This window comes from Haloarcula sp. H-GB5 (assembly GCF_054850705.1).
In genome coordinates, this window is record NZ_JBTWBG010000001.1 from 981383 (window position 1) to 995203 (window position 13821).

Genomic DNA, 13821 nt, shown 5'->3' on the forward strand with positions numbered 1-13821 from the left:
TCAACAGTTCCAATTCCTTGGAAGTTCGTTCGGTTTAGCTCGACTGAGTCAAGACGCGATGAGGGAGAGGGGAGATTGCCTCACTACCAAATGAACCAATTATCAAAATACCTAAATGTTCGAAAACATCCGACTATTGATGGACTGTTCTATATCTTCGTGAATAGACCGATGCTCAATTTTGTCCGAGTAAACATTCGGTAGATACTGAGCGGTGTTTGTTCTGTCGAAGAAAAGAACTCCTGCAACGTATCGGAATTCTTTCTCAGAGAATATCCCTTCATCACCCCTTTGAATACCAGATATTCGGCCCTTAGAACTACTTGGGAGATAGCCGTTATTTTTTAGATAGTCTCCCCAAACAGGCTCGTACTGTTTTAGTTCTGGAGATATATCCAAACTCCCAGACGTTCCCGTAGTGGTTCCAAGAAGTATCTGCTTCATATCTATTAAATCAAGAAATGAAAGGAGGCTATCGACAAAAATGATAAGAGGGCGGGAGCCTCGCTGTTTTTTCGCCTTCTCCTTCACTCTACTTTCTACAGCCTGCTCTGGGTCAACGGGGAATGCACGAACCGTACTGGATGCTATTATCCCATTTGAGGGGTTGCTTTTTTCAAATTCAATCTCAATACCATAGTTCTCTATCTTTTTTGGAGGGTTGCTCGGGTTGATGTTATCTAAATCATCTAATATATCCTCGACAAATATTTCATTGGCACGAATTTGTTTATAATCATAGGGCATTATGTAAAAATAGTCAGTCCAATTGACAACCGGAGTATACGTTGTCCCATCGAACATATCTGTAACCTTTGTCTGGACATTATCCATTTTATCCCAACTGGAAAGTCGTGTGATTTCAACATCGATACCGTGCCTACCGTAGGAGTCACATTTCAGGTCAGGTAATCCGCTACTCCCCGGCACATCAGCCGGGGTCGGATAACACAACTCATTCATAATCCTACTCCCGCGCAACTCTGAGACGAAGGCGCTAAACTTACCTTTCAAATGAAGTGAATTCTGGAATGAACCTTGGGCAATTGCTTCGGCAGGGGATTTGGCGACTAAACGCTCAACCAAATCAAGATAATCAAGTCGGTTCCGGTCAATCGATTTTCGGAGGTGGTGTTCGTCTCCAGCCTTCTTCATAAACTCTTGAGGAAGAAGGCTCGCTGTATTTGGGTATTTGATTTTGAATCTTGAGAACTTCATGGACGACCAACAGCCAGAAGGTACTTAATATCACTCAAAATTTCGTTAACTTCGTTAAAAATTGAGTCTTGTTGGCTCAGCGGCGTCGGTATGCGATGAGGCGGAGGGGAGTCAGAACACTTCGGGGTAGTCCTCCACGACCCCGCGTTTGGCCTCAACCAGTCCAGCCGACACACGCACCTCCAGCAAGAACCCCTATTCAAACAGAACACTACACCCACATCCCGGGTGTTCGTGGAGAGAATAGTGGAGTGGAGTTTGAATTAGTCTGTCGTTAGAGTGCCTCATTCGGCTTTTTTCGCCACACTTAGGATGCTGGAGAACATCTAATAGAGTGAGGCAGTTCGCGGGTAGGTTCTTATCCCATTCAACAAACCAGTAGTGGAGAGTCTACCTTCGGTACTGTACATTCTCTCGCACTATGAGCGCAACAATAGCACCAGCAACCAGTACAGATGGGTCAAACCATTCGTATACCGGATTGGAGAACGCTGATACGAACTACGCGTCGTGGTTTGACCCCAAAGATGTAGAGACCACAGAGGACTTTCAAAGTGACTCTGATTGGCGGAAGACGAATAAACGAACATATTGGAAGCATCTCGATACTCAGCATCGAGGTCACAAGAACGGAGCCGGTCGAGTCAATCAGGCCTTCCAAACATATCTCTCAAATCGTCACCTATCTCAGTCCCTTGCCAATGGACTCGGCCTCACAGAATCCGAGACGGGGCAAGCCGAGAAATGGTTTCGACGGCTCAAGTTCGACCGGCTTGGCTACGACATTCGACTCTCTGCGTTCTGCGTTTGTCTGTACTTGGTGAAAGAGGATGAACGCGATGAGCGCCAGTCACATCCAAACGCACGTGCGAATTGGCCGAGTACGTTTCAGGACTACTACGATAGTCTTCCAACCGAGCAACAGCGACGACTATTCAAAGCGTACGGGAAGGTGGCGGCGAAACTCAGGTCGTGGACAGTAGGCGAAAGCGAACCCGCGAGCAGAGACATAGACAAGTATGGGGTATCTGATGCACAGTTCAACCGCTAAGAGTCGAGAGTGACGGGGATGGGGTACTTATACCCGTTACCATTCCATAGGGTGGACGGTCATTGAGAGTGGCGACTCAGCGGTTGGAGGTAGAACTACCAATCTCAGTTTAATTCGAATCTCAAACGCGATGACGGGGCGGTTTTAGACCACATTGAAGTAGTTCTCGTATTCTCTGCTTGTTTGGGAGTTCTGTTTCTCACTCTAACCAAACGCGCCGTCATCGCGTGAACCATCTAAATCTTCAAGAATGACCACGCACCGCCTACGGGGTTCTAGGCACCTTCTGATGTGGATGGTGACTAACCCCGGAACGGCAAGGAGAAGGTCGGCTCACCACACAGAGAATAGCTGTGGAAGTTATTAAGCCCCTTCAACAGATAGGCAACCGTCGTCTTTCTTTCTGAAAGCATACCAACCGAGGGGAAATAGAACTGTGATTAAGAGAATGATAGCGGTTCCCATGTGATATGAGATAAATTGACTGGCGAATTCCCGAGGAAACAACGAAAGGGCAAGAACGCTTCCGAGAGAGAACGCATAAAGACATTCTACGAACAATTTTTGTCTCTCGAAGTCACCGAAGCTATAGTCGTAATAAAGTAGAAATCCAATCGCTAACGCGGGAAATCCGTATAGAAAAGCAACAATAGAGCCGTCACCACGCAACGCACCGATTATCCCGATTATCCCCGCGAAGGCACAAAGTGCGCCTACAAGAGAGAGAAGTGGTAATGCGATTCGGGTTAGAGTTGACGGGGCAGGGGGTGATTCCGCGCGTTCCTCTGTGCGGATTGTGACATAATAAAACACCACACCAAACAATCCAATTACACTAACGAGAAGGAACCACGGAGTAGCGTACTTGTTTCGACTGTGGGAATCAATTGTGACCGCACCTGTCATTATAAGCATTGGAATCCCGATGAACGGGATTAGGTCAGTTAGTGCCACATTATCAAGTCACAAACAGTTGGTTAGTAACTGCCGATAGGTTGAGATAGTTGTATAAATCCCGTTGATAGTCTTAGCGAAACTATAAATATTCTAATGTTTTCTCCATACACTCTGCTTTTCCATACTCATACTCTCTGAAAAACGGCTCTACAGGAAACGCCAAATTGAAGTTAAAATTGGCAGAATTCTGAGGCGAGGTTACCTAAGTGTACCTCAGGCCCGCACCTTCGTGTGCTAACCGCGCAGTCGGCCTGCCTGTCGTGCCGGAAGTTCAGGGTTGTGTACCAGAGGTTCCACAAAATGAGCCGGCCCGCTGATTGAGGTGAAATGGTGTCTACTGAACCTGCCTCATCGCGCTATCTATTGAGGTCGCCACTTCAAGATTAGAAAGAATGGGAGGCAATAGAGGGATAGTTTGTACGGTGGTTCAGAGAACTAACTCACTGAGGTTCAATGCGATGAGGCGGGGAGTGTAGACAGAGATGTGGGGTTCATCTCTGGTGTGGATTGCATCACCGCAGAACCGAACCCCGGTGTTCTGAGCCACTGCAGAGTTGAAGCTTGAATCCACTTTCTCCCCCTCATCGCGGTGAAGACGGGAATGATACGATAAAATCTAACACAAATCGGTAGTATGTCCTAACCTTCGCTCTCGACAGACTGCAGGGCAAACCTTTCGTTGCTGAACACTCTGTACAATTTATGAAGGCTTTCGGTCACTACTTTGATTTTCTAAACAAAGGAATCGAAGATGAGTTGAAATCATTAGAGTACGACGGGAGTACCACGGCTCGGTTCTGGAGTGAAGACGATGAGGAGTTCCGCAGTTATAGGATAGAATTCGAACCAGCGGAGATAGTAGAATTCGTTGAATCGGCCCGAGCATACGACCGTTTCCTGAAACTACGCGATGAGGGATGCACTCCTAAAGAAGCATTAGAAGGGGTCGATAACGAGAAAGTCCGGAACCGAGCCAAAGAGTACGCTGAGTGGGCTGAAGGGGAAGAAAACGTAAACCCATGGTGCTTTGCCGCCTTTATCACAGACGGGCTTGAGTCGCTATTATCGGGTCATAAACCCCACCGGTATCAAGTTAGAGGGGATTCACCCGTCGCTGATAATATTACAGCATTGAAAGATATGTTGTTCAATATAAAAGAGTCGGCTCTATTCCTACAAGACCGACGAGAGGACAGACCTCCGTTTGAGGTCACCTGTGAGAACGATATTCAAGACCTCCTGCTTGCAGTTATTAAGCCAACGTTTCAAACAGCAAGAATTGAGGAATGGACGCCGAAGCACGCCACTTCTTCGAAGAGAGTAGATGTTTCTGTCCCTGAGATTTCGTCTATTGTAGAAACAAAGTACGTTCGAAACAGTAGCCATGCAAACGGGATTGGAGATGAGCTGAAAATAGATATTGAGAGCTACCATTCTCACGAAAATTGCGCAAATCTCTTCGCTGTAGTTTGGGACGGGAACTCAGAAATTGTTGATAAGTCTAATCTGGAGTCAGACCTCACCGGGAGACGGAGTAAATCGGGTGATGAGTTCGACGTTGAAGTGAAAGTCATTCAGTAGAATAAGGAACCACCGGTATTCTACAATAGCTTCGTTCATTCTCAAAAACCACCATACAGCGAGGGGTGGATTCGAAGAAATCATGAACACACTACCGGCAAACTGTGCCTCACGACGGAGCGAACACACGGCTCAACGGTGTGTAGGTTATATAAAGAACGACTGCCTTGGGGCGATTACCGAACGAGCGAAATTCGCATGGACTCGCCGGGATTTGAACCCGGGGCCTCTTCCTTGCGAAGGAAGCGATCTGCCACTGATCTACGAGCCCGCGTGGTCTGCCACTCGAACGCGGAGTTATAAAAACCCTGCGCGTGAGAGCGGCCTTCGATAGCGATTCACACTGTCCCGGCCAGCGGTTCGGACGGGTGGCACACCGACGCTGTCGCGAAGCGACAGCCCCCGGAGATTAGTCCTCGAGGACGATCTCGATGGAGACGTCGTTGGGAACCTGGATGCGCATCAGCTGGCGCAGTGCCCGTTCGTCGGCGTCGATATCGATGAGCCGCTTGTGGACGCGCATCTCCCAGTGTTCCCACGTCGCAGTCCCCTCACCGTCGGGGGACTTGCGGCTGGGAACTTCCAGCGTCTTGGTTGGGAGTGGAACAGGACCGGAGAGTTCGACACCGGTCTTGTTCGCGATCTCCCGCACGTCGGCGCAGATGTCGTCGAGGTCCTCGGGGCTTGTGCCCGCGAGCCGAACGCGTGCCTGCTGGGACATACGTTATCGCTCGTTGACGCTGAGGACTTTGCCGGCGGCGATGGTCTGACCCATGTCGCGGATAGCGAAGGAGCCGAGCTCCGGAATCTCGGAGGACGGCTCGATGCTGAGCGGCTTCTGTGGGCGGACCGTCACGACGGCAGCGTCCCCGTTCTGGATGAAGTCGGGGTTCTCCTCGGCGACCTCACCGGAGGACGGGTCGATCTTCTTGTCGATGGACTCAACGGTACAGGCGACCTGTGCCGTGTGAGCGTGGAAGACCGGCGTGTAACCCTCGGTGATGACGGACGGGTGCTGCATCACGACAATCTGGGCCTGGAAGGTCTCGGCGACCGATGGCGGGTCGTCAGCCGGACCACAGACGTCACCGCGTCGGATGTCGTCCTTGCCGACGCCGCGGACGTTGAACCCGACGTTGTCACCGGGCTCGGCCTTCGGGACTTCCTCGTGGTGCATCTCGACGGTCTTCACTTCACCGGAGACGTCAGACGGCTGGAAGCTGACGTTGTCGCCGGTGTTCAGGATACCCGTCTCGACACGGCCAACCGGGACCGTACCGATACCGGAGATGGTGTAGACGTCCTGAATCGGCAGTCGGAGCGGCGCGTCCGTCGGCGGCTCCGGAGCCGGCAGGTTGTTGAGTGCTTCCAGCAGGATTTCGCCGTCGTACCAGTCCGTGTTCTCGGACTCCTCGGCGACATTGTCGCCTTCGAACGCCGAGAGCGGAATGAACTTGGCGTTGTCAGGGTCGAAGCGGACCTGAGTGAGGAGATCCTTGACCTCTTCGACGACCTGCTTGTACTCAGACTCGCCGTAGTCGACGAGGTCCATCTTGTTGACACCGACGACGAGCTCGCCGATGCCCAGGGTGCGGGCCAGGAACACGTGCTCCTGGGTCTGCGGCTGGACACCGTCGTCGGCGGCGACGACCAGGACGGCGTTGTCGGCCTGGGACGCGCCGGTAATCATGTTCTTCACGAAGTCGCGGTGACCAGGACAGTCCACGATGGTGAAATCGTAGGCGTCAGTGCTGAATTCCTGGTGGGCGATGTCGATGGTGACACCACGCTCACGCTCTTCGGCGAGGTTGTCCATGACGTAGGCGAACTCGAATCCGCCCTTGCCCTTCTCTTCGGCTTCTTCCTTGTGCTGTTCGATGACGTGCTCCGGTACCGACCCTGTCTCGTACAGGAGTCGGCCGACGAGCGTGCTTTTCCCGTGGTCGACGTGACCGATGATGGCCAGGTTCTGGTGTTGTTCGTCGCTCATTGTTATCTCTCACGCGCAGAGGCGCTGTATCGGGTTTATTAGCTGGTGGTTCATAAAACGATTTCGAAAGCGTGTAAGCGTCAGCCCGTCGCTTTCTTGCGATTCGGCACGCCATGCCATGGTAGTGTGACACCCGATGACTTAGTGTGAGGGGCTGCTGATACCGGCAGTCACAACCGGATCAGTGTCTTTCGGAGTGACAAACGGAACTGGTGGGTGGGAAAGGCAGCGAATGCGAGAAACGACGCGGCCGCGTTAGAAATCCTGCTGTCCTGTTACAGCCGGCCGATATCGGCAAGCACCGCGCTCGCCGTCTCCGGACCGCCAGCGCCGCGACCGGAAATATTGAGCTGGCCGGCGTGCTCGGTCTCCAGTTGGGCAATGTTCCGGGTTCCAGAGACAGCGAGCGGCGCATTGTCCGGCACAAGTCGCGGGCCGACACGGACAGAGCCCTCGACGACCTCAGCGATGAGTCGGACAGTCCGGCCGTCCGCCCGGGCGAGTTCGAGCGCGCTGCCAGAGATTTCTTGAATTCCCTCGACCTCGGCATCGTCGAGCGTGTACTCCGTTTCGTCGTCTGACAGGACGTTCGCGATGATGACGCCTTTCAGCGCTGCGTCAGTCCCGTCTACGTCGAAGGTCGGGTCGGCTTCGGCGACGCCCAGATCCTGCGCTTCCGCGAGGACGTGCTCGTAGTCGAGCCCTTCGGTCGCCATCCGCGAGAGGATGAAGTTCGCCGTGCCGTTGAGTACCCCGCGAACGGCGGTGATGTGACTCGGGTCGAAGTCGTCGATAGTCGAGAGAATCGGCATCGCACCGCCGACGGTCGCCTCGAACAGCACGGACCCCTCGCTTTCGTGTTCTAGCGAGCGAACGTCCGCGTACCGTTCGGCGACCGGACCTTTGTTCGCCAGCACGGCGTGGCGGTCCCGTTCGAGGGCGGCTTGGACGTGGCTAAAGCCCGGTTCGGCGTCGCCGAGCGTCGTCGGCGTCGCCTCGACAAGCACGTCGTACTCGGCCGAAAGCGCGTCCTCTGGTGCGTCGTTCCCGACGACACCGTCGGTTCGCTTCCGGTCGAGCACTTCGGCAGTGTCGATACCGGCGCTATCGATGACGGCGCTGCTGGAATCGGCAAACGCAGTAACCGAATGGCCGTGGTCGCTCGCCAGTTCGACGACGGCGGAGCCGACGGCACCGGCTCCGATGACGGCGAGCCTCATGCGTCACCTCCCGCAGCGAGGGGTTCGATGACGTGGAGTCCCTTCTCGTCGGCGACGGTACGGATGGACCGCATCGCCTCGTCGACCGCCCCCTCCTCGGTCGCCAGTCGGATGCGCGCACTGGAGGCATCTTCCGTTCCCCCCGGTGCCGACAGCGAGAGGTCGGTCACGGTCGCGTCTGTGGATTCGTGGATCCGCGAGAGCGTGTCGGAGAGGTCAGTGTTGACGAGGTGGCCTGTGAGAATAATCGTCAGCGCCTCGCTGTACTGCTCGGCCCCGGCCTGAATAACGTTGATGCCCGCGTCCCGGAGTGCGTCGACGATCCCGTCGAACCGCTCGGGGGTCGCCTCCAGATCGACCTCCACAGGGATGTGCCCCCGTGGGGTCACGTTCCCCCGCTCGTGGAAGATAGAGAGGAGGTTCCCGCCGCTTGTGGCGATGGGCTCGAGCGCCCGCAACAGTTCGCCCGGTTCGTCGACCAGTTCCAGCCGAACTGTGTAGGACCGTACCTCGTCGGTCGAGTCACTCATCGCCCGCTCACCTCCTGAGTATCTCGGCTCATTGTGGATGACTCAGCAGGGGCACGTATAAGAAACCGTTCGTTTGGTCTCAGGGCAGAAACCGATCGTACAGGTCGTCGATCCACTCGTTGTACGCCTCGCCGCGGGGCGACCCCCAGGGGTTACGCGAGAAGTAGTACATCGCTGCGAACATCCCCGCAAGCGTCAACGCCAGCCCCGTCGGGAGGACGAAACTCCAGATGAACGTCGACGTGCCGGCGATGACAGCAGCGACGAGAAGGTCCACAATCTGATGCAGACGCTCACTCATATCCGGCCGTTCGACGCCAGTAGACCTAAACGTGGGGCCTGCCTCCGTCGAGACAATCACTGGCAGGGAACGCTACGTTTTTTCCTCACCGGTGAAGCGTGTCGTATGTGTACGCCCTCCAGTCATCACCGATAGCGATAGGGACGGCGGTGTTCCTCGTCGGTGTCCTCGCCGTCATTGGAATCGTCCTCGGCGCACTCGGAAGCGCAGTCGTACAGCGGCTCTCGAACCCCGTCGCCAGATATCGGCAGTTGTACCTCGGTCTCCTATTCCCATTCGCCCTGCTGTCGTACGCCGTCTTTCGGCTGGTCGGACTCGGCTACGCAGTGGTCGGCGGAGGGACTGGAGCGGTCGAAACGTTGCTGGCGACGTTCACCGAACTGCTCGCCGCAGGCGTCGTGGGACTGATCGCCTACGCGCCGACCGTTCGCGGCGTCCGAAGCGTCCGGGACATCGAACTCACGACCGGCGGGGCGCTCGTCCGGATGGGACGGTACGTCCTCGGGCTGTCCGTGTTGGTGACCGTCGGCGTCGCACCGCTTGAAATTGGACTCGGGTCGCCTGCGCTGTTTGCCCTCTTCGTCGTATTCTTTGTTGCCGTACTTGCTACAGCACCGTGGCATATCCCACTATTACGGTCGACTCACAGGCCGGCAGAAGCGACTGACGAACGGCTCGATTCGCTCAGACAGCGCGCCGGGGTAGCTGTCCGTGACGTCCGGGTGCTCGACACTAATAAGGAGGAGACGGCGAGCGCAACCATCCGAGGGTTCGGCCGATACCGACGGTTATTCGTGACGAGCACGTTCCTCGACAGCTACGACGACGAGACTGCGACGGCGTCACTTGCGGTGGAAGCGGGTCGTCAGGAGGCACAGGTACTACTCAGACTCGCCGGTGGCCTGCTCGTCGCAGTAGTTCCGCTGTTCGTGGCACTGGCCGACGTCGGCCCGCTGTGGCCCCTCGTCGGTACGAGTCTCGGACTCATCATGGTAAGCCTGTGGGTCACTCGCCGCGGCGTCCGGGCAGCCGACGACTACGCGGCCGAGCGCGTTGGCCCGGAGACCGTCGCGAACGCCCTCGAACGGTACGCCGACGTCCACGACATGGAACCGTCCCGACGTCGCATCCCGAACCCGTTCTCGAAATCGCCGCCGCTGGGGAACCGTATCGATCGATTACGGGCGCAGACAGAAGCGGAATAGCCGAAAACGAGTACAGACGCAGTGAAATCAGACGAGGCGGAGCGGACACGCATACCGCGCGCCGACGGCGCGCGGTTTCCCGCGAATCGCTCCGCGATTCGCGCCTTTTTCGCCCACGTTTTTGCCGCGAGAGGTGAGCGCGTAGCGCTCACCCGAGCGGGAAAAAGGTGGTCTAGAAGTAGTCGATGGCCGGGTTCAGTTCCTGCTTCATCCCCTTGCGCTCGCGGATCTCGCTGATCTTGTCGGGCTGGAGGTTGTCGGCAAGGACCTGGAAGCCGGCGTTCTCGGTGTTCCAGGAGGCACGGCCCTCGGTCGCGGAGCGGATGTCGGAAGAGAAGCCGATCATCTCGTCGACCGGCGCGACGCCTTCGACGACCATCAGGTCGCCTTCCTGGTACATGTCGTCGACGCGGCCACGGCGGCCCTGAATCTCGCCGCTCGCAGCGCCCATGTGGTCATTGGGCACGTCGATGCGGACCTGCTGAATCGGCTCCAGCAGCTTGATACTGGCGTCGATGAGGGAGTTGTGCACGGCCTCGCGGACGGCCGGGATGACCTGGGCCGGACCGCGGTGGATGGCGTCCTCGTGGAGGCGGGCGTCGTGGAGACGGATGAGCGACCCCTGTACCGGCTCGGACGCGAGCGGACCGTCGTCGAGGGCCTCTTCGAGACCTTCGATGACGAGCTCCATCGTCTCGTTGAGGTGCTGGATACCCTTCGTCTCATCGAGCAGGATGTTGGTCCCGTGGATGTGCTCGATGTTCTGGGAGTCGTCCTTGTCCATACCGGCCTCCTGCAGCGCTTCACGGCGCTCCAGTTCCGGCATATCCATCGACGCCTCGCCCATCTTGATCGTCTCGACGATGTCCTCGCCGAGCGGCTCGATGCTGATGTAGAAGCGGTTGTGGTTGTTCGGCGACCGACCTTCGACTTCGCGACTGTCTTCCTGCGGGGCCTCGCGGTAGACAACAATCGGCTCACCGGTGTTGATCGGGATACCCTGGTTGCGCTCGATACGCTGGCCGATGACTTCGAGGTGAAGCTCACCCTGCCCGGAGATGAGGTGCTCGCCGGTGTCCTCGTTAATTTCGACCTGAATGGTTGGGTCTTCCTTGGCGACCTGCTGGAGCGTCTCGATGAGCTTCGGCAGATCGTCCATGTTCTGTGCCTCGACGGACTTCGTGATGACCGGCTCCGAGATGTGCTCGATGGACTCGAACGGCGTCATCTCCTCGCTGGAGACAGTGGAGCCAGCGATAGCGTCCTTGAGGCCCGTGACGGCGGCGATGTTCCCGGCGGGGACGCGGTCGACTTCCTCGCGCTCGCCACCCATGTAGATGCCGACGCTCTGGATGCGGTTCTTGCCCGCAGTCCCGGAGACGTACAGCTCCTGACCCTTCTCCAGCGTGCCGGAGAAGACACGACCGGCGGCGATTTCGCCGGCGTGAGGGTCGACACCGATGTCAGTAACCATCAGGACGACTTCGCCGTCCTCGTTGACCAGCCGCATGTCGTCGGCGAGCTGGGATTCGGCGTCACCACGCCAGATACGCGGAACGCGCATCGGCTGGGCGTCGACGGGGTTGGGGAAGTGCTCACACACCATGTCGAGCACCACGTCGGACAGCGGTGTGCGCTCATGGAGTTCCTGACGCTTGTCGTTGCGCTCAAGCTCCATGATTTCGCCGAAGTCCATGCCGGTCCGCTCCATCGACGGCATCGAGACGCCCCACTTGTACAGCGCGGAGCCGAAGCCGACAGTCCCTTCCTCGACGGAGACCGTCCAGTCCTCGATGTCGTCCATCTCCTCGGTCATGCCGCGGATGAGTTCGTTGACGTCCTGGATGACCGCAAGCAGGCGCTTCTGCATCTCTTCGGGGCCTTCCTGAAGCTCGGAGATGAGGCGGTCGACCTTGTTGATGAACAGCGTCGGCTTGACGCCCTCGCGGAGCGCCTGCCGGAGCACCGTCTCGGTCTGGGGCATTGCGCCCTCGACGGCGTCGACGACCACCAGCGCGCCGTCGACGGCACGCATCGCGCGGGTCACGTCGCCACCGAAGTCGACGTGGCCAGGGGTGTCGATAAGGTTGATGAGGTGGTTCTGGTCCTCGTACTCGTGGGTCATCGAAACGTTAGCCGCGTCGATGGTGATCCCACGTTCCTGTTCGTCTTCCTCGGTGTCCATCGCCAGCTGTTCGCCGGCAGTGTCGTCGGAAATCATGCCGGCACCGGCCAGCAGATTGTCTGTCAGCGTCGTCTTTCCGTGATCGACGTGAGCAGCGATGGCGATGTTCCGGATGTGCTCCGGATCGTCCATCAGTGTCTCACATTCTTGGACGATTTTCTTACGTCGGCCCATTATACAGCTTTCTATCAACAGCAGGGTCAAAAGGATAGTGTTTCACTACGGCCGTGACCGCTCGAAATCCGGCCGTTCGCGTGGCATGGTCTGGCATTCCGACCGATGGATAACTAAAGGCGTATGCTCAGTGATTATAATTATTTGCAGTCGAATGAGTAATGATTGCAAAGGTATTAGCGCCAGCCAGCAGAGGGAAGCGTATGACTCGGCGTCCACACCTCGACACGATCGCAGTCGATACTGAGACGGCGTCAGCAGCAGGGGACGTCACGCTCCCGATACACCTCTCCTCGACTTACGAACTGGCCGGGCTCGACACGGACCTGTCTCTAGAGGACATCGACCCCGGGGAGGGAGAATTCCTCTACTCGCGGCTGTCGAACCCGACACGACACGGCCTCGAACAGGAGTTAGCCGCGCTCGAAGGCGGAGAGCGGGCCTATGCCTTCAGTTCGGGGACGGCAGCCGTCGCAACAGCGGTACTCTCACTGGTCGAGCCGGGCGATCACGTCGTCGCGTTCGACGACCTCTACGCGGGCACGCGACGAATGTTTGAAACGCTGTTCCGGGACCAGCTCGGTGTCGACGTGGAGTTCGTCGACGCGACCGATGTCGACGCTGTAGCGGCCGCGATGACACCGGCAACAGAGCTAGTCTGGGTCGAGACCCCGACGAACCCGGGTATCAGACTCTGTGACATCGACGCGATTGCGGCCGTCGCCGCCGACTACGACGCGACGGTCGGGGTCGACAACACCTTCGCGAGTCCGTACTTCCAGCAGCCGCTGTCGCTCGGTGCGGACCTCGTGGTCCACAGCACAACGAAGTACCTCAACGGCCACAGCGATGCCGTCGGCGGCGCGCTGATTACCGACGACCCCGAGGTCGCCGAACCGGTAGAGTTCCGCCAGCAGATCGCCCTCGGGAACATGCTTGCCCCGTTCGACAGCTACCTGATCTCGCGGGGCATCAAGACGCTGGGTGTCCGGATGACTCGCCACGAGAACAACGCCATGGCCCTTGCGCGGTACCTCGAGGACCACGAGCGCGTCGAAACGGTCCACTACCCGGGGTTAGAGAGCCATCCACAGCACGACCTCGCCCGCGAGCAGATGCAGGGCTTTGGCGGCGTACTTTCGTTCGAACTGACCGGAGAGATGGCCGATGCCAAGCGTTTTCTCGAAGCGTTAGAGACGGTGACGCTGGCAGTCAGCCTCGGTGGTGTCGAGAGCCTAGCGGAGCTTCCGGCAGCGATGACACACGAACCGCTCTCACCGGCGGCGCGGGACGACCTCGGCATCTCCGATACACTCATCCGCCTTTCGGTGGGGATCGAGGACGTCGAGGACCTCCGGGCCGACCTGGAGCGTGGTTTCGCGGCGCTTGAGTCCTGATCGCTGCACGCG

10 protein-coding genes and 1 tRNA gene are annotated in these 13821 nt (G+C 57.2%); 3 read left to right on the forward strand and 8 right to left on the reverse strand.

Annotation, left to right across the window (positions count from 1 at the left end; genetic code table 11):
• Nucleotides 1-111: 111 nt before the first annotated feature.
• Nucleotides 112-1218, reverse strand: a complete 1107-nt coding sequence (locus ACYJ11_RS05145; RefSeq protein WP_461646969.1) for a hypothetical protein — start codon at nt 1216-1218, stop codon at nt 112-114.
• 2710 nt (nt 1219-3928) lie between these two features.
• On the opposite strand from ACYJ11_RS05145, the gene ACYJ11_RS05150 reads away from it, so the two are divergent.
• Nucleotides 3929-4807 carry a PD-(D/E)XK nuclease domain-containing protein gene (locus ACYJ11_RS05150; protein WP_461646970.1) on the forward strand — a complete coding sequence of 293 codons (879 nt, stop codon included), beginning with the start codon at nt 3929-3931 and terminating at the stop codon, nt 4805-4807.
• A 199-nt stretch (nt 4808-5006) separates the two neighbouring features.
• Here the strand turns inward: ACYJ11_RS05150 and ACYJ11_RS05155 are convergent.
• The 6 genes from ACYJ11_RS05155 to ACYJ11_RS05180 all read right to left on the reverse strand — a co-directional run bounded on the left by ACYJ11_RS05155 (nt 5007) and on the right by ACYJ11_RS05180 (nt 8848).
• Nucleotides 5007-5078, reverse strand: a tRNA-Ala gene (locus ACYJ11_RS05155).
• A 138-nt stretch (nt 5079-5216) separates the two neighbouring features.
• Entirely contained in the window at nt 5217-5528 is a 312-nt protein-coding gene (gene rpsJ / locus ACYJ11_RS05160; protein ID WP_004590697.1) for a 30S ribosomal protein S10, read from the reverse strand.
• Between the two features lie 3 nt (nt 5529-5531).
• A complete protein-coding gene (gene tuf / locus ACYJ11_RS05165) occupies nt 5532-6797 on the reverse strand; it encodes a translation elongation factor EF-1 subunit alpha (protein ID WP_005537153.1) in 1266 nt (421 codons plus the stop codon).
• A gap of 275 nt (nt 6798-7072) precedes the next feature.
• Nucleotides 7073-8017, reverse strand: a complete 945-nt coding sequence (locus ACYJ11_RS05170) for a homoserine dehydrogenase (protein ID WP_461646971.1) — start codon at nt 8015-8017, stop codon at nt 7073-7075.
• Nucleotides 8014-8547 carry an amino acid-binding protein gene (locus ACYJ11_RS05175; protein ID WP_461646972.1) on the reverse strand — a complete coding sequence of 178 codons (534 nt, stop codon included), beginning with the start codon at nt 8545-8547 and terminating at the stop codon, nt 8014-8016. The genes ACYJ11_RS05170 and ACYJ11_RS05175 overlap by 4 nt, the downstream gene beginning before the upstream one ends.
• A 79-nt stretch (nt 8548-8626) precedes the next feature.
• Nucleotides 8627-8848, reverse strand: a complete 222-nt coding sequence (locus tag ACYJ11_RS05180; RefSeq protein ID WP_461646973.1) for a hypothetical protein — start codon at nt 8846-8848, stop codon at nt 8627-8629.
• Between the two features lie 149 nt (nt 8849-8997).
• On the opposite strand from ACYJ11_RS05180, the gene ACYJ11_RS05185 reads away from it, so the two are divergent.
• A complete protein-coding gene (locus tag ACYJ11_RS05185; RefSeq protein WP_461647376.1) occupies nt 8998-10053 on the forward strand; it encodes a peptidase in 1056 nt (351 codons plus the stop codon).
• A gap of 172 nt (nt 10054-10225) precedes the next feature.
• Here ACYJ11_RS05185 and ACYJ11_RS05190 read toward each other — a convergent pair whose 3' ends face one another.
• Complete coding sequence (locus tag ACYJ11_RS05190) at nt 10226-12412, reverse strand: elongation factor EF-2 (protein WP_461646974.1); 2187 nt, start codon at nt 12410-12412, stop codon at nt 10226-10228.
• 203 nt (nt 12413-12615) lie between these two features.
• Here ACYJ11_RS05190 and ACYJ11_RS05195 point away from each other — a divergent pair, with 203 nt between their 5' ends.
• Nucleotides 12616-13809 carry a trans-sulfuration enzyme family protein gene (locus ACYJ11_RS05195; protein WP_461646975.1) on the forward strand — a complete coding sequence of 398 codons (1194 nt, stop codon included), beginning with the start codon at nt 12616-12618 and terminating at the stop codon, nt 13807-13809.
• The last annotated feature ends 12 nt before the right edge of the window (nt 13810-13821 follow it).

Bases quoted from the DNA above. Each gene is read 5' to 3' on its own strand.
- ACYJ11_RS05145 (WP_461646969.1), bottom strand. From the start codon at position 1,218: ATGAAGTTCTCAAGATTCAAAATCAAATACCCAAATACAGCGAGCCTT.
- ACYJ11_RS05150 (WP_461646970.1), top strand. From the start codon at position 3,929: ATGAAGGCTTTCGGTCACTACTTTGATTTTCTAAACAAAGGAATCGAA.
- rpsJ (WP_004590697.1), bottom strand. From the start codon at position 5,528: ATGTCCCAGCAGGCACGCGTTCGGCTCGCGGGCACAAGCCCCGAGGAC.
- tuf (WP_005537153.1), bottom strand. From the start codon at position 6,797: ATGAGCGACGAACAACACCAGAACCTGGCCATCATCGGTCACGTCGAC.
- ACYJ11_RS05170 (WP_461646971.1), bottom strand. From the start codon at position 8,017: ATGAGGCTCGCCGTCATCGGAGCCGGTGCCGTCGGCTCCGCCGTCGTC.
- ACYJ11_RS05175 (WP_461646972.1), bottom strand. From the start codon at position 8,547: ATGAGTGACTCGACCGACGAGGTACGGTCCTACACAGTTCGGCTGGAA.
- ACYJ11_RS05180 (WP_461646973.1), bottom strand. From the start codon at position 8,848: ATGAGTGAGCGTCTGCATCAGATTGTGGACCTTCTCGTCGCTGCTGTC.
- ACYJ11_RS05190 (WP_461646974.1), bottom strand. From the start codon at position 12,412: ATGGGCCGACGTAAGAAAATCGTCCAAGAATGTGAGACACTGATGGAC.
- ACYJ11_RS05195 (WP_461646975.1), top strand. From the start codon at position 12,616: ATGACTCGGCGTCCACACCTCGACACGATCGCAGTCGATACTGAGACG.